Annotated in this window: 18 protein-coding genes; 11 read left to right on the plus strand and 7 right to left on the minus strand. The window is 60.9% G+C overall.

Annotated elements, in window-relative coordinates; translation table 11 throughout:
- Positions 1-94: 94 nt before the first annotated feature.
- On the minus strand, positions 95-532 hold the full coding sequence (locus LD28_RS0107615) for a flagellar basal body-associated FliL family protein (RefSeq protein ID WP_033136385.1): 438 nt from the start codon (positions 530-532) through the stop codon (positions 95-97).
- Positions 533-677: 145 nt separating this feature from the next.
- On the opposite strand from LD28_RS0107615, the gene LD28_RS0107620 reads away from it, so the two are divergent.
- On the plus strand, positions 678-1,214 hold the full coding sequence (locus tag LD28_RS0107620) for a chorismate--pyruvate lyase family protein (RefSeq protein ID WP_033136386.1): 537 nt from the start codon (positions 678-680) through the stop codon (positions 1,212-1,214).
- Positions 1,211-2,080 (plus strand): 4-hydroxybenzoate octaprenyltransferase, encoded by an 870-nt coding sequence (gene ubiA / locus LD28_RS0107625; RefSeq protein ID WP_033136387.1) that lies wholly within the window; start codon positions 1,211-1,213, stop codon positions 2,078-2,080. The genes LD28_RS0107620 and ubiA overlap by 4 nt, the downstream gene beginning before the upstream one ends.
- A gap of 70 nt (positions 2,081-2,150) precedes the next feature.
- Here the strand turns inward: ubiA and plsB are convergent, their stop codons facing one another.
- Positions 2,151-4,574, minus strand: coding sequence for a glycerol-3-phosphate 1-O-acyltransferase PlsB (plsB, locus tag LD28_RS0107630; protein WP_033136388.1), 2,424 nt, complete (start codon positions 4,572-4,574; stop codon positions 2,151-2,153).
- 204 nt (positions 4,575-4,778) lie between these two features.
- Here plsB and lexA point away from each other — a divergent pair, with 204 nt between their 5' ends.
- From lexA to LD28_RS0107650, 4 genes are all read left to right on the plus strand, one after another.
- Positions 4,779-5,402, plus strand: a complete 624-nt coding sequence (lexA, locus tag LD28_RS0107635; protein WP_033136389.1) for a transcriptional repressor LexA — start codon at positions 4,779-4,781, stop codon at positions 5,400-5,402.
- A gap of 399 nt (positions 5,403-5,801) precedes the next feature.
- Positions 5,802-6,098, plus strand: a complete 297-nt coding sequence (locus tag LD28_RS0107640; protein ID WP_033136390.1) for a hypothetical protein — start codon at positions 5,802-5,804, stop codon at positions 6,096-6,098.
- 209 nt (positions 6,099-6,307) lie between these two features.
- Positions 6,308-6,934, plus strand: a complete 627-nt coding sequence (locus LD28_RS0107645) for an SCO family protein (protein ID WP_033136391.1) — start codon at positions 6,308-6,310, stop codon at positions 6,932-6,934.
- A gap of 74 nt (positions 6,935-7,008) precedes the next feature.
- Complete coding sequence (locus LD28_RS0107650) at positions 7,009-8,298, plus strand: MATE family efflux transporter (RefSeq protein WP_081959459.1); 1,290 nt, start codon at positions 7,009-7,011, stop codon at positions 8,296-8,298.
- A 13-nt stretch (positions 8,299-8,311) separates the two neighbouring features.
- Here the strand turns inward: LD28_RS0107650 and trmL are convergent, their stop codons facing one another.
- From trmL to LD28_RS0107665, 3 genes are all read right to left on the minus strand, one after another.
- Positions 8,312-8,776 (minus strand): tRNA (uridine(34)/cytosine(34)/5-carboxymethylaminomethyluridine(34)-2'-O)-methyltransferase TrmL, encoded by a 465-nt coding sequence (gene trmL, locus LD28_RS0107655; protein WP_005339545.1) that lies wholly within the window; start codon positions 8,774-8,776, stop codon positions 8,312-8,314.
- Between the two features lie 74 nt (positions 8,777-8,850).
- Entirely contained in the window at positions 8,851-10,146 is a 1,296-nt protein-coding gene (locus LD28_RS0107660; protein ID WP_050514273.1) for an ATP-binding protein, read from the minus strand.
- Between the two features lie 56 nt (positions 10,147-10,202).
- Positions 10,203-10,898: a response regulator gene (locus tag LD28_RS0107665; protein ID WP_033136394.1), complete on the minus strand. Its 696-nt coding sequence runs from the start codon at positions 10,896-10,898 to the stop codon at positions 10,203-10,205.
- A gap of 85 nt (positions 10,899-10,983) precedes the next feature.
- On the opposite strand from LD28_RS0107665, the gene fieF reads away from it, so the two are divergent.
- The 4 genes from fieF (at position 10,984) to LD28_RS23340 (ending at position 14,440) form a co-directional block, all read left to right on the plus strand.
- Positions 10,984-11,895 carry a cation efflux pump FieF gene (gene fieF / locus LD28_RS0107670; protein ID WP_033136395.1) on the plus strand — a complete coding sequence of 304 codons (912 nt, stop codon included), beginning with the start codon at positions 10,984-10,986 and terminating at the stop codon, positions 11,893-11,895.
- An 8-nt stretch (positions 11,896-11,903) separates the two neighbouring features.
- Positions 11,904-12,683 (plus strand): serine O-acetyltransferase, encoded by a 780-nt coding sequence (gene cysE / locus LD28_RS0107675; RefSeq protein WP_033136396.1) that lies wholly within the window; start codon positions 11,904-11,906, stop codon positions 12,681-12,683.
- A 20-nt stretch (positions 12,684-12,703) separates the two neighbouring features.
- Positions 12,704-13,984, plus strand: a complete 1,281-nt coding sequence (locus tag LD28_RS0107680) for a hypothetical protein (protein WP_033136397.1) — start codon at positions 12,704-12,706, stop codon at positions 13,982-13,984.
- 246 nt (positions 13,985-14,230) lie between these two features.
- Positions 14,231-14,440, plus strand: a complete 210-nt coding sequence (locus LD28_RS23340; RefSeq protein ID WP_033136398.1) for a cell division protein ZapB — start codon at positions 14,231-14,233, stop codon at positions 14,438-14,440.
- A gap of 72 nt (positions 14,441-14,512) precedes the next feature.
- Here the strand turns inward: LD28_RS23340 and elbB are convergent, their stop codons facing one another.
- Entirely contained in the window at positions 14,513-15,163 is a 651-nt protein-coding gene (gene elbB / locus LD28_RS0107690; protein ID WP_033136401.1) for an isoprenoid biosynthesis glyoxalase ElbB, read from the minus strand.
- Between the two features lie 401 nt (positions 15,164-15,564).
- Between elbB and polA the strand changes: the two genes are divergently transcribed.
- A complete protein-coding gene (gene polA, locus LD28_RS0107695; RefSeq protein WP_033136399.1) occupies positions 15,565-18,330 on the plus strand; it encodes a DNA polymerase I in 2,766 nt (921 codons plus the stop codon).
- Positions 18,331-18,418: 88 nt separating this feature from the next.
- On the opposite strand, the gene LD28_RS0107700 is transcribed toward polA, so the two are convergent.
- The coding region (locus LD28_RS0107700) for a gamma carbonic anhydrase family protein (RefSeq protein ID WP_033136402.1) at positions 18,419-18,891 on the minus strand (473 nt) is incomplete at its 5' end.

Raw genomic sequence — 18,891 nt, forward strand, 5'->3', positions numbered from 1 at the left:
CGACGGGCGTATTGTAATCAATTTTCATTTCGAATAAACGACAAACCCGCCAGCAAAGAGCGATCCCTGCTGGCGGGTGAGTAAACGGGTGGGATTACTGATAGAGGAATTTGGTGAAGATGAGCTCGCGCACCGCTTTTTTGCCGGTCTCTTTCACCAGCAGCTCGTTGGCCTTGGTTTCGCACTCCTTGCGCAGCTCTTCACGGCTGACCAGCGACTTGATTTGTTCGGGACTCTTGCTGCCCATCAGGCGGATGATGGCGTCGCGGATTAGCGGATCATGCTGCTCTAGCAGCTTGAGGTCGCCCTCATTTTCTGCCATCAGCTCAACCGTGACCCGGACGTAACCGAGGGTTTTGCCATCGCTCAGGTAGTTGGTGATGATGTCAGGATCCAGCAGGTGGTAGAAGAAACCCGGCTTGGCGGCAGCTGCGGCCTCTCCCTCTGCAGGCGGCTCCTCTCCTTCGGAGGCATAGACCTGAAGTGCGCCGCAGCTCAGTAACAACACCAGCAGAATTTTGAAGATCTTCATATAGATGGCTCATCAGCAAGAGATACCCCATTTTTGATGTTGCCATCGGGGCCGTCAAGCACGGATGTTCTTACATTTCGCTATTGATTTACGGATAATAAACCGGATTTTAACCTGAACACGGAAATCTCTGGATGGTGAAGCTGTGAAGTCCGAGTTGACTGTTCCCCTCACGCCATTAAGCGGGTGGCTGGCCCCCGAAGGTTGCGAGTTGCCCGCCACGTTGCGTCCCTGGCTGCTGGAGCCTGGCTCCATGACCCTGCGCCTGCGCCAGCACAATCGCCACTTTTCGGTAGAGTGGCTGGGCAATCGTCCGGTCGCTTTCACTGCCGATGAGCAGTGGCTGGTGGATTCAACCTCTCCCGCCGGGATCTGCCGGGAAGTGATCCTGCACGGTGACCGGGGGCCTGCGGTACTGGGCTGGACCCTGTTTGCCGAGGCTGCGTTGCAAGGGAGCGGCATTGCCGAGCTTGGCGAGCAGCCGCTTGGCGAGCGGGTATTTGGCCATGAGCCTGCCCGCCGCGATCATCTGCAATTGGCCCGTTTTGAGATCGCCGCCAATTCCCGTTGCCCGGCCGCCATCGTCTGGGGGCGTCGTTCCCGTCTGTTTCTGGGGCAGTGGCCACTGCTGGTTCATGAGCTGTTTCTGCCCTCTCTCGTTTGTGACAAGGAGCTGGAGTGAATCTGTTAACCAAGGAGCGGGGACTGGCTTACATGCAGTTGGCCCGCATCGACAAGCCAATCGGTTCCCTGCTGCTGCTGTGGCCGACTCTCTGGGCACTCTGGCTGGCGGCCGGTGGCCTGCCCAATCTCTGGGTGCTGACCGTGTTTGTGGTCGGGGTCTTTCTGATGCGCTCGGCAGGGTGTGTCATCAACGACTATGCGGATCGCGATTTCGACGGCCACGTTAAACGTACCTCGGGTCGCCCCCTGCCGACCGGCAAGGTGGATCCCCGCGAGGCGCTGGCGCTCTTCTTCGTGCTGGCGATCATCTCGTTCGCGCTGGTGCTGACCATGAATCCGCTCACCATCAGCCTGTCGTTTGTCGGCCTGCTGCTGGCGGTGAGCTACCCCTTCATGAAGCGCTTTATCTCCAACCCCCAGCTGGTGCTCGGGATGGCCTTCTCCTGGTCGATCCCGATGGCCTATGCGGCGCAGGCGGATGCCCTGCCGCTGGTAGCCTGGCTGCTCTTCTTCGCCAACCTGCTCTGGACCGTGGCGTACGACACCCAGTACGCCATGGTGGATCGGGATGACGACCTCAAGCTCGGGCTCAAGTCCAGCGCCATCCTGTTTGGTCGTTACGACAAGCGGATCATCGGGGCGCTGCAACTCGCGGCACTGCTGCTGCTGGTGGTGGTGGGCCATCTGATGGCGCTGGGGGGCTGGTATTACTGGGGATTGCTGGGGGCGGCGGTGCTGTTTGTCTATCAGCAGCGGCTCATTCGCGAGCGGCAGCGGGAAGCCTGCTTCCAGGCGTTTCTCAACAACAACTATGTGGGGGCGCTGGTGTTTGCCGGTCTGGTGCTCGACTACCTGCTGGCGTGATCGCGCCCTGAGTAAAACCGAATGAAAACAGAAGGCCGCATGATGCGGCCTTCTTTGTTTGCGTTGCTGATCAGAGCTGGTTGCCCGCCTGAATGGTGCGGCGGATCTTGTTGCTCAGCAGCGGCACTATGTTGTCGGCCAGCGCCTGGAAGCGGCCGAGATCCGGCTTGCACTCGGGGGAGAGGTAACCCTCTTTGCGCAAGGTGTGGATCAGGGTGCTGAACAGCTTCTGGTCGAAGAACTCGGGGGCGTTGATGCCGTGCAGGGTGCCAAGGCGCTCTGCCATCATCAGGCCGTCCGCTTCCAGCTGCTCCGCCTCGATATGGGGCTGGGCCAGCACCCGGGTCAGCACGATGGCGTAGCGTTGCAGGGTCTCCTGAATGCTCTCAGCCAGCAGCAGCAGGCGCATCTGGTTGGCCGGATTGACCCAGTAGCCGTCATCGCGGGTCTCGATCAGTTGCTGGGTTTGCAGCGCGTCGAGCAGGCTGTCGACCAGCGCCGGCAGCTCCTCCTCTTCATAACGCAGGAACAGCTCGGTCTTGAGCAGCGGATAGATGTCGATGCAACGGGCCATGATCTCGCTGCGGGAGATCCCTTCGCACCGTTCGATCAATGCCGCCACCAGAGAGGGCATGGCGAACAGGTGGAGGATGTTGTTGCGGTAGTAGGTCAGCAGGATCGCCTGATAGCGGTCGAGACTGATGATCTGCCCCAACTTGTCCTCGCTCACCTCGAACTTGTTGAGCTCCATCGCCTGATCCAGCAGGGTCTTGGCATCCTCATCCGGAATGGTGCTCTGCGGGCTGTAAGGCACCGCTTTGAGCAGATCCAGATAGGTGTTGAGCTGGGCCTGCAATTCGTCGCGGGTCAGGGCGTGGCGCTCGGCGGCCAGCAGCGCCAGCGCGCTCAGGGTCAGGCCGTTGACGGCGGCAGCGCCGTTGATGCGGGTCATCAGCAGTTCGGCCAGATTGTTGACGGTGCCCGCCATCCACTCCGGACGCTCCTCTTCCCCGATGTGCTTTTTCCAGTCGGGGATGTGTTCGCTCAGGTAGCTGTTGAGAGTCAGCGGCTCGCCGAAGTTGACGAAACCACGGCCGTAGTTGCGCAGCTTGCGCAGGATGCCGAGCACCTGCAGGAAGCTCTCTTTCTCCTTGCGGCTCCCTTTGAGCTCGTTGTGGTAGGTGTTCACCTCCATCACGTGCTCGTAGCCCAGATAGACCGGCACCAGAGTGACCGGCCTGTCCAGCCCGCGCATCATCGCCTGCAGGGTCATCGCCAGCATGCCGGTCTTGGGCGGCAGCAGACGGCCGGTACGGGAGCGACCACCTTCGGTGAAGAACTCTACCGAGTAACCCTTGGCAAACAGCAGGTTGAGGTATTCACGAAATACCGTGCTGTAGAGCGGGTTTCCCTTGAAGGTGCGGCGAATGAAGAAGGCGCCGCCGTGGCGGAAAATCGGGCCCGCCGGCCAGAAGTTGAGGTTGATGCCTGCCGCGATATGGGGCGGCACCATCCCCTGGTGGTAGATGACGTAGGAGAGCAGCAGGTAGTCCATGTGGCTGCGGTGGCAGGGGACGTAGACGATCTCGTGCCCTTCCTGCGCCAGCTGGCGTACCTTCTCGGCGCCATTGACCGACAAACCGCGGTAGAGCTTGTTCCACAGCCAGCCGAGGAAGCTCTCGCCAAGGCGGATCAGCCGGTAGGAGAAGTTGGAGGCGATCTCGTCCATGTAGCCATGGGCGCGCTTTTGCGCCTTCTCGAGGCTGATCCCCTCGCGCTGGGCCTCCTCTTCGATCGCCTGCTGGATCACCCTGGAGTCGAGCAGCTGCTTGAACAGCAGGTTGCGGTTCGGCAGTTTCGGGCCAGTGGCGGCCAGTTGCTGACGGCTGAAGTGGGTGCGAGCGACCCGCGCCAGCTTGTGGGCGATCGCCTCGTCGGTGCCGTGCTTGTCGGCCATGTAGCGCAGGGAGAGCGGCGGCGAGAAACGCACCAGATTCTCGCGTCCCTTGAGGATCACGATGAGCGCCTTCTTCAGCCGGTTCGGCGCCAGGCTGCTGATGATGTTGAGACCGGAGGCCTCCTCGCCCTCCCGACCCGGAGCGCGGCCCCAGAACAGGGTGACGGGCACTACCTGGATATCCAGCTCGGGATCCTGCTTGTGCAGATCCAGCAGCTGGTGGAACTCCTGCAGGAAGGGCAGCGGCTTGCTGCGTTTGCCAAACAGGGGAGGCGGACGATCCAGACAGACATAGCGCGGCAGCAGCTGGCCGTTAAGTTCCAGCGGCGTGAAGGGGCCGGGCAGACCGAGATCCTCGCAGCACTGCTGCAAGGTCATCAGGTCGGTGATCGAACTGGTTTTCAGGGCATAGACGATGGGTCTGGCCGGATCCAGATTGAGTTCTGTGATGGGATTTTCCGGCAGGCTCTTGTGATTGACCAAGCCGCTGACCGGCCATTGCAAGATGGCTCTGGAAATCTTCTGTCCTAGGGACATGTGCGTCTGCTCTCCAAAAAAATGCGGCGTGAGCATAGCAAATTGGCAGCCCCTTGTCGCCGAGAGGTACGATGAGTCGGCTGCGCAGGATCAAAACAGCAGTAAATGAGGGGTTGGTTGCGACAAATGTCAGCTGCGCCTTGCCTTGGCCACTGCACTGTATATACTGCCAGTGTGCTGTATAAAAAGACAGGTGCCAATTCTATGAAACCCCTTACCCCCCGCCAGGCCGAAGTGCTGGAGCTGATCAAGGTGAACATGAGCGAGACCGGCATGCCGCCGACTCGTGCCGAGATTGCCCAGAAGCTTGGTTTCAAGTCGGCCAATGCGGCCGAAGAACATCTGAAGGCCCTGGCCAAAAAAGGGGTCATCGAGATCATGCCGGGCACGTCCCGCGGCATTCGCCTGTTGCTCGAAGAGGAAGAGGTGCTGGAAGAGAGCGGCCTGCCGCTCATCGGCAAGGTAGCCGCCGGCGAACCCATCCTGGCTCAGGAGCATATCGAGAGCCACTATCAGGTTGATCCCGCCCTGTTCCATCCGCGCGCAGATTTTCTGCTGCGGGTGCAGGGGATGAGCATGAAGAACATCGGCATTCTGGATGGCGATCTGCTGGCGGTGCACAAGACCCAGGAGGTGCGCAACGGTCAGGTGGTCGTTGCCCGTCTCGATGAGGATGTCACCGTCAAGCGCTTCCAGCGCAAGGGCAGTCAGGTATGGCTGTTGCCGGAAAATGAAGAGCTCGCCCCCATCGAGGTGGATCTCTCCTGCCAGCAGCTCACCATCGAAGGGCTGGCGGTCGGGGTGATCCGCAACGCCGACTGGATGTAATCATCCCCGCCAACTGCGTATGCCACACGGCCTCCTTCGGGAGGCCGTGCTGTTTCTGGTGCACTTTCCCTGTCATATCAAACAGATCATCGGCGACGGCATTTTTGTCCTGCGCGACCGGCTACCAATCATCCATTTCAGATATATGCTCAGATCTGTGCCCTGTCGCCGAGACGGGGCTTGGTGCCTCCCCCGGGCAACAGTAATGAGCCGTGATGGGAGGGCCGGTAACAACGAGAATCGGGCAGTACACCTTCACGGGATATGAAGGGGGAGTGGGGAGATCCCGAGCCTGGTCTGGCGGAGGGACCACTCGTAGTGGTTGCAGATAGTCGTGACGGGCCTGTTCCCAGTTCAGGCCGACGAAGCAACATGACCTGTCGGTCAAGGAGGACTGGTATGGCATCAAGATCGCCATGGGATTCAGAGGCGGCGGCGCCAGCGGAATCGTCAATCACCCGTTTTGTCAAAGGTAGCCGGATGACCTGGTTCTACGGTCTCTGGTTGCACCACAGGGGATCGCACTGGACGCTCTGGCTGGGATGTCCGAAAGAGAAGGTGGTGCGTCTGGTGCTGCTGTTCAAGCGGGGCTATGGCGATCGCCAGGGGGAAGAGGGCAGGCTGGCCCCCGTCATTCCCATCGGCGTACGGACCATCGGAAAAATGTTGCAGCAGGGGCGCAACGCTCGCCCCTGAGGATAAGAGGCAAACAAATCCACCCATAAACCGGCACCCGAGGGGGCCGGTTTTTTTATGACCGACACTGGCGATCAATTGTGCCAAATGGTCGACTCCTGACAGGGGCTGCACAAGGTTGACCCACCTTGGTGGCTCGCTGGGGTACAATGTCCCCTCTGGTTTGGCCATCGCAGGCCATTTGCATTGAACTGAAAGGGTCTCTTGTGATGATGAAGCTTCGCTATCCCCTGCTTTTTCTACTGCTGACAAGCTGCCTGATCGTCGCGTTCTACGCTACGAAGCCAGAGCAGCCGGAGCAGGCCGACTACTACCCGGCCGGGCGGGATATCAATAACTTCGCATTTACTGATGCAAATAATCAGCCGTTTACTCCCGCTAATCTGAAGGGGCACTGGACCTTTCTGTTCGTCGGCTACACCTTCTGCCCCGATATCTGCCCCACCACGTTGGCAGATATGCGCTCCGTCTATGATCAGCTGAAGAAGATGGCACCCAATAGCCAGGTGGTGTTTATCTCGGCGGATCCCCAGCGTGACGATATTCCCCGTCTCAAGACCTACACCGCCTTCTTCAATCCCGAGTTCAAGGCGGCCACAGCCCCCCACGACAAGCTGTTCCCGTTCGTGCGCAATCTGGGGTTGGTCTACTCCATCGCCAATGAGGGGGAGAAGGATTACCTGATCGATCACTCCGCCTCCATCGTGCTCATCAATCCCAAGGGCAAGCTGCAGGGGGTGTTCCGCCCGCAGGTGGCACCGGATCAGGTGCCGCGGGTGCAGATGGCCACCATGCTCTCTGACTTCTCCCGCATCCTGAAGCTGACAGGCCACTGAGAGTGACCCAATCTGTTGCCCTCTGGTGGCGGGATCCCTCTCGCCACCGCGCTGTTTTTGCCCTCGCCCTGCCCATGGTTTTTTCCAATATCACCACTCCCTTGCTGGGGCTGGTGGACACCTGGGTGATCGGTCATCTCGGTCAGGCCTGGTTTCTGGGGGGCGTCTCGGTCGGTGCGACCCTGATCAACCTCATCTTCTGGCTGCTCGGTTTCCTGCGGATGTCGACTACCGGACTGACGGCGCAGGCACACGGCGCCGCCGACGGCCGCGCCCAGCTCGATACCCTGCTGCGGGCGCTGGGGCTGGCCATTGCCCTCGGGTTGGCGCTGCTGTTGTTGCTTTTCCCCCTGTTACCCCGGTTGATCGCCCTGAGTGGCGGCTCGGCCGAGGTGCAGCTCTATGCTGGCCAATACGTGGCGGTACGGATCTGGAGTGCCCCGGCGGCGCTCTGCAATCTGGTGATCATGGGGTGGTTGTTGGGGATGCAGGATGCTCGCAGCCCCATGGTGATGCTGATCCTCACCAATCTGGTCAATATGGCGCTCGATGCCCTGTTTGTGCTGGGGCTCGGCTGGCAGGTGCGGGGCGTGGCGGCGGCCTCGGTCATGGCGGACTACTGCGCGCTGGCCGCCGGGATCTGGCTGGTGCGGCGTCAGCTGGGGCAATTGGCGCCGACGGTGTGGCAGGATGGCTGGCAGCGCTGGCGGCAATTTGCGCCTATGGTGCGGTTGCTCGGCCTCAACCGCGATATCTTCCTGCGCTCCCTCTGTTTGCAGCTCTGCTTCGCTTTCATGACTCTGCAAGGGGCGCGGCTGGGGGATGTGGCGGTGGCCGCCAATGCGGTGCTGCTCAACTTCCTGATGCTCATCTCCTACGGACTCGATGGTTTCGCCTACGCGGTGGAGGCCATGGTGGGGCGAGCCATCGGTCAGCGGGATCGGCATAAACTGCGGGAGGCCATCGTGCTCAATCTGGGCTGGGCCGCGCTGATTGCAACCGCATTTACGTTGGGGTTCGCCCTGCTGGGCAGCTGGCTGGTGGGGCAGATCACCGACATTCCGGCGGTAGTTGCGGAGGCAAATCGTCAGCTTCCCTGGCTGATTGCCATGCCCTTGCTGGCGGTCTGGTGCTTCCTGCTGGACGGGGTGTTCATCGGGGCGACCCGGGCGCGGGAGATGCGCAACAGCATGTTGCTGGCCGCTTTTGGCGGCTTCTTCCCGGTCTGGTGGTTCTGTCAGTCGTGGGGCGTGGCCGCTTTATGGGCGGCGATGGCGGCACTGATGGTGGGGCGCGGTTTGTCGCTGGGGGTCACCTGCTGGCGGTTGGAGCGCAGCGGGCATCTGCTCGACGCCCGCCACTGATCCGCGATGGCGCTTACATGGCGCCGTCGTAACCGAGCTGGCGCCAGCTCTCGTAGACGAACACCGACACCGCGTTGGAGAGGTTCATGCTGCGGCTCTGGGGCACCATCGGGATGCGCAGCCGCTGCTCGAACGGCAGGCTCTCGATGATCTCGATGGGCAGGCCACGACTCTCCGGGCCAAACAGCAGGGCGTCGCCAAGGGCATACTGGGCCGCCGAGTGCGCGGTGCGGCCCTTGGTGGTGCAGGCGAACACCCGCTTGGGTGCCACGGCTGCCAGAAAGGCCTCATAGCTTGGCCAGCGCTTCACCTCGGCAAACTCGTGATAGTCGAGTCCCGCCCGCTTTACCCGCTTGTCATCCCACTCAAATCCCAGCGGCTCGATCAGATGGAGCCGATAACCGGTATTGGCGCAGAGCCGGATGATATTGCCGGTATTGGGCGGAATTTCCGGCTGGTAGAGGACGATATCGAGCATGACGAGTTCCTGCAAAGAGATGTAAAGCCAAGAAGGGGCGCCAGCATACCCAGCGCCCGTCCGGATGAAAAGGATCAGGCGATGGGCAAGCGGATGGTGATGGTCAGCCCGGTCGGGTGATTGTTGCTGGCCGCAATGGTGCCGCCGTGGCGCTGGATCGCCTCCGAGGCGATGGCCAGCCCCAGCCCGGTGCCGCCAGTCTTGGCGTTGCGGGCGTCATCGACCCGGAAGAAGGGCTGGAACAGCAGCGCCTGCTGCTCGTCAGGCACACCGGGGCCGTCATCCCGAATGGTCATAACCCACTCCAACCCTTCCCGATACCAGTCCACCTTGATGAACTCGCGGGCATATTTGAGGGCGTTGCGCAGGGGGTTCTCCACTGCCCGGGCCAGCAGCTCGGGCCACATCTGGATCGACTCGGCGGGCAGCGGCGGCAGTCTGAGCTGCTTGCCGCTCTGGTTTGCCTCGAACATGGCATCTTCCAGGATGGGTTCCAGCAGCTCAGCCAGCGGTTGCACCACCGGCGCCTCCACATGTTGCTGTACCCGCGACAGATCGAGCAGATCGCCGATCAGCTTGTCCAGCCGCCCAATCTCCGATTCGATCCGCGCCAGCTCGGCGCTGTCTCCCTGCTTGCGACGGATCAGCGCCTGCGCCAGCTGCATCCGGGTGAGGGGGCTGCGCAGCTCGTGGGAGATATCCGAGAGCAGCTGTTTCTGCTTCTGGATCATGTTTTTGAGCGTGTCCACCATGCGGCTGACGTTATCCGCCAGCTGGCCGATCTCATCCCCCCGTCCCAGGTTGGGGATCTGCACCTCCAGATTGCCGGCCGCCAGCTGGGAGACCGACTTCTGCAGTTGCAGGATGGGACGGGTCAGCCGCCAGGCGAGCAGCAGACAGAGCGGGGTGCTGACCAGCATCGAGATGCCCAGAATGCGGATCGGGTGATCCAGCACCTGAATAAACAGGAACAGGTAGGGGTTCTCGGCATTGAGGCCGAAATAGACGTGGTAGCGGTGGCCGTGGTGCTCCATCAGGAAGGGGCCGGCGATCGCCTTGCGATCCTCGTTGCCCAGCATGGGGTTGGCTGGGTCGTCAGCATCCACCATAAAGCGCACCACGAACTTGCGCGGATGGGTGGTGGACTGGATCTGCCCCTTCTCGTCGCGCAGGTAGACATTGTCCACTGGCAGCATGGCGATATTGTCCATCGCCTTGGCCAGATCGAAATCCTGCTCCGGGTCGGCGGCATTGAGCAGGGTCTCGACATTGTTTTGCATCCGGGCTGCCTCATGGGTCGGCAACGGGATCTGGTTGCGAGGGTCCAGGGTCGGCAGGCTGATCACGGCGGCCAGCATCACCAGCAGCATGAACCAGAACCAGAGGAAGATGTGGGTCGATATCCCGTTGAGGGAACTGGCGCTCTTTACTCTTGCTCTAGCCACAGGTAGCCGCGCCCCCGTACGGTTTTGAAGCGGGGCTGGCCATCGATGCGCTCCGGCAGCTTCTTGCGCAGGTTGCTCAGGTGCATGTCGATGGCCCGATCGAAGGGTTCCAGTTTCTTGCCCAGTACCTGCTCGGAGAGGTGGCTCTTGCTGACGATCTGGCCGGGATTGCGCAGCAGGCACTCCAGCAGTCCGAATTCGGTGGCGGTCAGCTCCAGCAGCTGTTCGCCGCAGCGGGCCTGCTGCAGGCCGGGTTGCAGTACGATGTCCATAAAGTGCACTTCGTCGGAGGAGTTGCCACGCTGGGGCGGGGCGCTCTGGGTGCGGCGCAGGATGGCGCGCACGCGGGCCAGCAGCTCCCGATCATCGAACGGTTTGGCCAGATAGTCGTCGGCGCCCGCCTCCAGACCGTTGACCCGATCCTGACTGTCACCGCGGGCGGTCAGCATCAGCACCGGGGTGTCGTGGGTCTTGCGCAGCTTGGTCAGCATGGCAAAGCCGTTGAGCTTGGGCATCATCACATCGAGCAGCACCAGATCGACGCGCTGCTCCGCCAGTCGTTGCAGCCCCTCTTCACCATCCTCGGCGACCGTGACCTGAAATCCTTCCAGGGTCAGAATTTCGGTGAGCAGTTGGGTCAAGTCAAGATCGTCGTCGACCAGGAGTATTCTGTTCATCTGGAGTTATTCCGCAGATTTTCGCGCCAAACTGACGCCGGGGTCAGGGTATAATAAATTTTTCACCGTCATAGGAAAGCCTGTTTTGAGCCATCAACAATATTCCCGTTGGGTGACCTTTGCCAGCATGGCGGCGGTTACCACCGCCAGCTTGCTGATCATCGGTAAATTGATCGCTTGGCTGATGACAGATTCATCAACCCTGCTGGCGTCGCTCACCGACTCCTTTATGGATGTGAGCGCTTCCATCATCAACCTGCTGGCGATCCGCTATGCGCTGGCGCCCGCCGATGACGAGCACCGCTTCGGTCACGGCAAGGCGGAGTCGCTGGCGGGGCTGATCCAGTCAGCCTTTATCTCCGGCTCGGCGCTGCTGCTGGTGATGCACGGCATCTCATCCCTGCTCAATCAGGCGCCTATCCTGCGGCTGGAGGCGGGGCTCTGGGTCAGCGGTGGCTCCATCGTGCTGACCCTACTGCTGGTCAGCTTTCAGGGCTTTGTCATTCGCAAGACCAACAGCGTGGCCATCAAGGCGGACATGCTGCACTACCGTTCCGATCTGCTGCTCAATGCCGGTGTCTTGCTGGCGTTGGTGCTGGCGGGGCAGGGGTGGTACTGGGCCGACGGTACGTTTGCCATCCTGATCGGGCTGTTCCTGTTGTGGGGCGCTATTCACATTGGCTACGAGTCGGTGCAGGCCCTGCTCGATCGTCAGTTGCCAGCCGAAGAACAAGCGAGAATAATGGCGCTCTGCTGTGCCGTAGAAGGTGTACACGGCGTACATGACCTGCGCACCCGTCAATCCGGGCCGACCCGATTCGTACAGTTGCATCTGGAACTGGATGATCAGATCCCCCTGGTCAAGGCCCATCAGATCGCCGATGAAGCCGAACTGGCGGTACGCCAGGCATTCGAGCGGATGGATGTCATCATCCACATGGACCCCATCTCGGTGCTGACAAAAGAACAACAGAGCCCTCACCCAGAACAACAGTAGGCTGCAACATGGATGAACTGGTTGCCAAAACCTGGCACAAAATTCAGCAAGAAGCGGAGTGCATGGCGGCCCAGGAGCCGATGCTGGCCAGCTTCTTCCACTCCACCATTCTCAATCACAAGAATTTGCGCTCGGCCCTCAGCTTCCAGCTGGCCAACAAACTCGACAGCGCCACCATGCCCGCCATCGCCCTGCGCGAAGTGATCGAGCTGGCGCTGCGCAGTGAGCCAGAGCTGCTGGCGGTGGTGGCGGCCGACATCTGCGCCGTGCAGGAGCGGGATCCGGCGGTCGATCTCTTCTCCACCCCGCTGCTCTACCTCAAGGGTTTCCATGCCCTGCAGGGTTATCGGGTCGCCAACTGGCTGTGGCGTCAGGGGCGCCGCTCGCTGGCGCTCTATCTGCAAAACCAGATCTCGGTGGTGTTCGGGGTGGATGTGCACCCGGCCGCCCGTATCGGCAAGGGGATCATGTTTGACCATGCCACCGGCATCGTGGTCGGTGAAACGGCGGTGATTGAAGATGATGTCTCGATCCTGCAGAGCGTGACCCTCGGCGGTACCGGCAAGGAGAGCGGCGATCGCCACCCCAAGATCCGCGAAGGAGTGATGATAGGGGCGGGCGCCAAGGTGCTCGGCAATATCGAAGTGGGCAGGGGCGCCAAAATCGGCGCGGGCAGCGTGGTGATCAACCCGGTGCCACCTCATACCACGGTCGCTGGCGTACCGGCCAAGATCGTCGGCCGTCCGGAGTGCGACAAACCTTCACTGGATATGGATCAGTGTCTCTGATCTCCCGGCCGGAGTAGTCGATGGCCAAACGCTGGTCGGGTTATCTGATCCTGGGGATGTGGCTGCTCAACCTGCTGCATCTCTATCTGGGATTCTCCCCCTGGCCAGCGGCCATTGCAGCCTGGGCCGCTTCCCTGCTCACCTGGCCCTGGCTGGTGGGGGCAGCCAAGCGTCAGGCGTTAGCCCTGTATGGTGCCGCTCTATTGCTGCTGCTCTTCTCCTGGTGGCAGGGGGCGACCCTCACCGCCGGTGACTGGCTGCTGCCCAACATCAATATGCTCACCATGTTTGCCGCGGTGAGCACCCTCAACCTCGCCACCTCCGGCCTGCTGACCGGTACCACCTCCTGGACTGGGCGCAAGGGGCTGTGGAGTACCATGGCCAGCCTCAATCTGCTGGGTGCGGTCATCAACCTCTCGGTGCTGTTCATCATCGGCGATAGGCTGGAGCGGGGCGGCACGCTGGAGCGGCGTCAGGTGATGGTGCTGAGCCGGATCTTCTGTGCTGCCGCCTTCTGGTCGCCCTTCTTTGTCGCCATGGCGGTGGCGCTCACCTATGCACCGGGTTTGCAGCTCTCCCATATTCTGCCGTTCGGGATCCTCGCCGCCTTGCTGGCGATGGGGCTGACCGCCTGGCAGGTGGAACGGCTCGGGGTGGCCGACTTTGCCGGTTATCCGCTGCGGCTGCAGACCCTGGGGTTGCCGGTCACGCTGGCGCTGCTGGTACTCCTCATCAAGCAGATCTGGCCCCAGCTCGGCATTCTGGCGGTGATCGCGCTGGTGGCCCCGCTGCTGGCGCTGCTCTTTATGCCGAGGGCAGGGCGCAAGGCGGCCCTCAAGCGGCAGGTGGTGGAGCGTTTTCCCGCCATCGGTGGTCAGCTGGTGCTGTTTCTGGGGGCCGGTTTGCTGGCGGCAGGCATCAACAGTGCGCTGTCGGTCATCGATCTCGGTGCCGGGCACGGCCTGCCACTGTTCAACCACTTTGGCTGGCTCGAAGCATCCCTCACTCTGCTGCTGATCCTGCTGGTGGCCATCGTCGGGGTGCATCCGCTCATCAGTATCTCCGGGCTGGCGCCGCTGCTCTGGCCGCTGGCGCCGGATCCCAGCCTGCTCGGCATGTGTTTCCTGCTGGGATGGGGGCTTGCCACCGGCACCAGTCCGCTCTCCGGATCCAATCTGGCGCTGGCCTCCCGTTATAACCTCAGTGCCGGGCTGATCCTGCGCTGGAACCTGCTCTACGGCCTGCTGATGTATGTCGTCGCCTGTCTGTTGCTGGGGGCTTATATCGCCTTGCATGGATAACGGCGGTGCCGTCAGGAGGGCGCCAATGATGTGCTGTTGGCGGGGCCTTTTACGCACGGTTCAGTGTGTTGTCGCGACTCGGGCGCAGGATGCGAGAAAAATAGACGCATATTTAGACAATACATCTATGGAAGGCGCATTTTACAGCGCACTGGCTTGTTTGTGCCGATGCGCTCGGGGTATGCTGGCTTCACGCGCTTGAATCGCCCTCTGTGGGGCATCGCAATTGAACAAACAGGTATGCATATGTCACTAGAAGTCCTTGAGCAACTCGAATCCAAAGTACAATCCGCCGTCGACAACATCTCCCTGCTGAAGATGGAGCTGGACGAGCTGAAAGAGCAGAACAGCAAGCTGCAAGACGAGAACCATCAGCTGCGCAACGAGCACGTTGCATGGCAGGAGCGTCTGCGTGCCCTGCTGGGCAAAATGGATCAGATGGGCGAAACCATCTAATTCATCGCCTTCAGGCAGAATTGAAAACGGGCCGCTTCATGAGCGGCCCGTCTGTTTTTGGCGGGGTGGGGATTACAGTGCCAGCAGCTGTTTGACCGTCTTCTCGATGCCGTCCGCCGCCTCGACAATAGTGTTGGCCAGCATGTAGGCGGGGGTGGAGATCACCTTGCGCTCCTGATCCACCACGAACTCGTTGACCGGGCAGTTGAGATGGCTGCCGCCCATCGCCTCGATGGCGTTGGCGGTGCCCTCGTCATGTCCGATGGTCGCCAGCGTCCCGGCGCCATAGATCAGCGGGATCATGGCGGGCGCGATGCAGATATAGGCGGCCGGTTTGCTGGCTTTGGCAAAGCTCTGGCACGCTTTCAGCACATCGGGCTGGAGCTGGCACTCGGCCCCCCTGATGGCGAAGTCGCACAGGTTCTTGGCCGCGCCAAAGCCGCCGGGCACCAGCAGCGCGTCGTAATCAGCCGCATCCAGCTCGGCCACATCCTTTATCTGGCCACGGCAGATGCGGGCCGCTTCGACCAGCACATTGCGGCTCTCTCCCTCGCTCACTTCACCGGTCAGGTGGTTGATCACATGGAGCTGCGCCACATTCGGGGCGAAGCACTGGACGGCAGCACCCTGGCGGGCCAGCGCCAGCAGGCTGATGACGGCCTCATGGATTTCGGCTCCGTCAAAGACACCGCAGCCACTCAAAATCACGGCCACTTTTTTCATGGCAAACTCCTCGTTGTTGAAAATGTGAGCCAAGATGGATTGTTGTACTTTTGTATGGTTATCGCTCGCCATCTGCTGGTCAAGTCATCTTGCTGTGCTAGGATTGTTTCGTTTTGGATCCTGCCGTACTTACTCCCTTAAATCTTTTTCCACATTGATCGAGATCATTCTAACTGTCTTACGATCGGTTTTTGCGATCTCAAGGCATTGTTTTTAATGGGTTTTTATATTCTTGTGCACAGCTTTGCCACTGTGCGTTTTGATGTGCCCCATTTTTGAACACAGAGTTATCCACAGCTTGAGTCCCTTTATCAGGCGCTTTGTGCTGTTGCTGCGCCCCTTGGTGTGAGGGGGGGGCCTGTGGCATCCTAGCGGCTGTTTATCTCTGGCAGGACGATTTCATGGCCCCTAGCAATCCCCTTATTCTGGTCGACGGCTCCTCTTATCTTTACCGTGCCTTCTTCGCCTCCCAGCAGGCCGATCTGCGCACCTCGACCGGTTTGCCGAGCGGCGCCGTCCGTGTCATGGCCAACATGATGCGCAGCCTGCGCAAGCAATATCCTGACTGTCATGTGGCCGTGGTGTTTGATGCCAAGGGCAAGACCTTCCGCGACGACATCTATCCCGAATACAAGGCCAATCGCCCCAGCATGCCGGAAGACCTGCGCAGCCAGGTCGGCCCGATCCATCAGATGATCAAGGCGATGGGCTTCCCCTTTTTGATGATCGACGGGGTCGAGGCGGACGACGTGATCGGCACCCTGGCCCGTCAGGCGACCGAGAAGCAGTTGCCGGTGCTGATCAGTACCGGTGACAAGGACATGGCGCAACTGGTCTCCGACCATGTCACCCTGATCGACACCATGAAAGATGTGAAGACCGATCGGGAAGGGGTGATCGAGAAGTTTGGCGTACCGCCAGAGCTCATCATCGACTATCTGGCCCTGATGGGTGACAAGGTCGACAACATTCCCGGCATGACCGGTGTCGGCGAGAAGACCGCACTGGCCCTGCTGCAGGGGATTGGCAGCATCGACGAGATTGCCGCCAACCTCGACAAGGTGGCCGCCCTTGGCTTCCGTGGCTCCAAGGCGTTCGCCGACAAGTTCCGCGAGCAGGAGGAGCAGGTTCGTCTCTCCTATCGGCTGGCGACCATCAAGACCGATGTCGAACTGGAACAGAGTCTGGAGCAGCTGCTGCTCAAGCCGGTCGATAAGGAGTCCCTGCTGGCGGTCTATCGCGAATACGAGCTGCGCAACCTGATCAAGGAGCTGGAGTCCGGTGGTGAAGAGGGCAGCGAGAGCGCCGGACAGGAGGAGGCTGGCGATGAGAGCGCCGCTCCGGTTGTCGCCATCGAAACCGACTACCGCTGCATTCTGGACGAGGCCGAGTTTGATGATTGGCTGGCCCAACTACAGGCCGCGCCGCTGTTTGCCTTCGATACCGAAACCACCAGTCTCGACTATATGGAGGCGCGGATTGTTGGCGTCTCCTTCGCGGTTGAGCCCGGCAAGGCCGCTTATGTGCCGTTTGGCCACGACTATCTCGGGGCGCCGGTACAGCTGAGCGAGGCCGTGGTGCTGGGCAAGCTCAAACCGCTACTGGAAGATCCGACCCGTCTCAAGGTGGGGCAGAATCTCAAGTACGATCGCAACGTGCTGCTCAACCACGACATCGACCTGCAGGGCATTGCCTACGACACCATGCTCGAATCCTATGTGCTCAACTCTACCGCCAGCCGCCACGACATGGATTCGCTGGCCAAGCGTTACCTCGGGGTCGAGACTACCTCATTTGAAGATATCGCGGGCAAAGGGGTGAAACAGCTCACCTTCAACCAGATCGAGCTGGAGCAGGCCGCCCCCTATGCGGCGGAAGATGCCGACATCACCCTGCGTCTGCACCAGACCCTCTGGGGTCAGCTGGAGGCTGTGCCGGGCCTTGCCAAGGTATTCAGCGAGATCGAACTGCCGCTGCTGCCGGTACTGGCGCGGATGGAGTTGCTCGGCACTACCATCGATCCCAAGTTGCTGCATCAGCAGAGCCAGGAGATTGAACTGCGGCTGGCGGAGCTGGAGCGTCAGGCCCACGAGCTGGCCGGACAGGAGTTCAACCTCTCCTCGCCCAAGCAGTTGGGGGAGATCCTCTTCACCAAGCTGGGCCTGCCGATCATCAAAAAGACTCCGAAGGGGGCACCGTCCACTGCGGAAGAGGTGCTGGCCGAGCTGGCGGAGACCTATGAGCTGCCGCAACTGCTGATGGAGCATCGCGGTCTGGCCAAGCTCAAGTCCACCTACACCGACAAGTTGCCGCTGATGATCAAGCCGCAGACCGGGCGGGTACACACCTCCTATCATCAGGCGGTAGCGGCTACGGGCCGTTTGTCATCATCTGATCCCAACCTGCAGAACATCCCGGTGCGCAACGAGCAGGGGCGCCGGATCCGTCAGGCCTTCATCCCGAGCGCCGGTTACAAGCTGGTGGCGGCGGACTACTCCCAGATCGAGTTGCGCATCATGGCGCACCTTTCCGGTGACAAGGGGCTGCTGACCGCCTTTGCCGAGGGCAAGGACATCCACAAGGCGACTGCCGCCGAGGTGTTCGGCGTGGCGCTCGATGCGGTCACCACCGACATGCGCCGCAGCGCCAAGGCGATCAACTTCGGCCTTATCTACGGCATGAGTGCCTTCGGTCTGGCCAAGCAGCTGGGGATCGGTCGTGCCGAAGCACAGAAGTACATGGATCTCTACTTCGAACGCTACCCGGGCGTGCTGGAGTATATGGAGCGCACCCGCCAGCAGGCGGAAGCTCAGGGTTATGTCGAAACCCTGTTTGGCCGTCGTCTCTATCTGCCGGACATCAAGTCCCGCAATGCCGGTCTGCGCAAGGCAGCCGAACGGGCCGCCATCAACGCCCCGATGCAGGGCACGGCTGCCGATATCATCAAGCGCGCCATGATCAATGTGGACAGCTGGATCCGCGGTATCGAGGATGAGTCGATCCGCATGCTGATGCAGGTGCACGATGAACTGGTGTTCGAGATCCGCGAAGAGAAGCTGGAGGAGTACACCGCCATCATCAAGGAGAAGATGTCGGCCGCTGCCGAACTGCATGTGCCGCTGCTGGTTGAAGCGGGTACCGGCGACAACTGGGATCAGGCCCACTGATTTCCGGTCAGCCGTTCTGCACTGTTATATAGCGATATAAGAAGCGAAGCCCGGCATCATGCCGGGCTTCCTGTTTCTGCCTGCCCTATCAGGTCTCTTGCAGATACTCATCCTTGAGCAGGACATAGTTGTCCGCCGAGGTTTTGAGAAAGGCGATCTCGGTGGGCTTGAGCGGGCGAGCCTGTTTGACGGGATTCCCTATATATAGAAAGCCCGACTCGAGTCGCTTGCCCGGTGGCACCAGACTGCCAGCTCCGATCATCACATCATCCTCGACAATTACCCCATCCAGAATGATGGCCCCCATGCCGACCAGCACCCGGTTGCCGATAGTGCAGCCGTGTAGCATCGCCTTGTGGCCGACCGTGACATCTTCACCGATCAGCAGCGGATAGCCGTCAGGATTGCCGGCACTCTTGCGAGTCAGGTGCAGCACGGTGCCATCCTGAATATTGCTGCGGGCGCCGATGCGGATATGGTTCACATCCCCCCGTGCTGCCACCATGGGCCAGATGCTGGCATCGTCGGCCAGCTCGATATCGCCCACCAGTGTCGCGCAGG

The organism is Aeromonas finlandensis (assembly GCF_000764645.1).
Classification (GTDB): Bacteria; Pseudomonadota; Gammaproteobacteria; order Enterobacterales; family Aeromonadaceae; genus Aeromonas; species Aeromonas finlandensis.

Coding starts and splice junctions, on each gene's coding strand:
- polA (WP_033136399.1), top strand. CDS start 15,565: ATGGCCCCTAGCAATCCCCTTATTCTGGTCGACGGCTCCTCTTATCTT.
- LD28_RS0107680 (WP_033136397.1), top strand. CDS start 12,704: ATGGCCAAACGCTGGTCGGGTTATCTGATCCTGGGGATGTGGCTGCTC.
- plsB (WP_033136388.1), bottom strand. CDS start 4,574: ATGTCCCTAGGACAGAAGATTTCCAGAGCCATCTTGCAATGGCCGGTC.
- LD28_RS0107665 (WP_033136394.1), bottom strand. CDS start 10,898: ATGAACAGAATACTCCTGGTCGACGACGATCTTGACTTGACCCAACTG.
- trmL (WP_005339545.1), bottom strand. CDS start 8,776: ATGCTCGATATCGTCCTCTACCAGCCGGAAATTCCGCCCAATACCGGC.
- LD28_RS0107615 (WP_033136385.1), bottom strand. CDS start 532: ATGAAGATCTTCAAAATTCTGCTGGTGTTGTTACTGAGCTGCGGCGCA.
- LD28_RS23340 (WP_033136398.1), top strand. CDS start 14,231: ATGTCACTAGAAGTCCTTGAGCAACTCGAATCCAAAGTACAATCCGCC.
- cysE (WP_033136396.1), top strand. CDS start 11,904: ATGGATGAACTGGTTGCCAAAACCTGGCACAAAATTCAGCAAGAAGCG.
- elbB (WP_033136401.1), bottom strand. CDS start 15,163: ATGAAAAAAGTGGCCGTGATTTTGAGTGGCTGCGGTGTCTTTGACGGA.
- LD28_RS0107640 (WP_033136390.1), top strand. CDS start 5,802: ATGGCATCAAGATCGCCATGGGATTCAGAGGCGGCGGCGCCAGCGGAA.
- lexA (WP_033136389.1), top strand. CDS start 4,779: ATGAAACCCCTTACCCCCCGCCAGGCCGAAGTGCTGGAGCTGATCAAG.
- LD28_RS0107645 (WP_033136391.1), top strand. CDS start 6,308: ATGATGAAGCTTCGCTATCCCCTGCTTTTTCTACTGCTGACAAGCTGC.
- LD28_RS0107660 (WP_050514273.1), bottom strand. CDS start 10,146: ATGCTGCTGGTGATGCTGGCCGCCGTGATCAGCCTGCCGACCCTGGAC.
- LD28_RS0107650 (WP_081959459.1), top strand. CDS start 7,009: ATGGTTTTTTCCAATATCACCACTCCCTTGCTGGGGCTGGTGGACACC.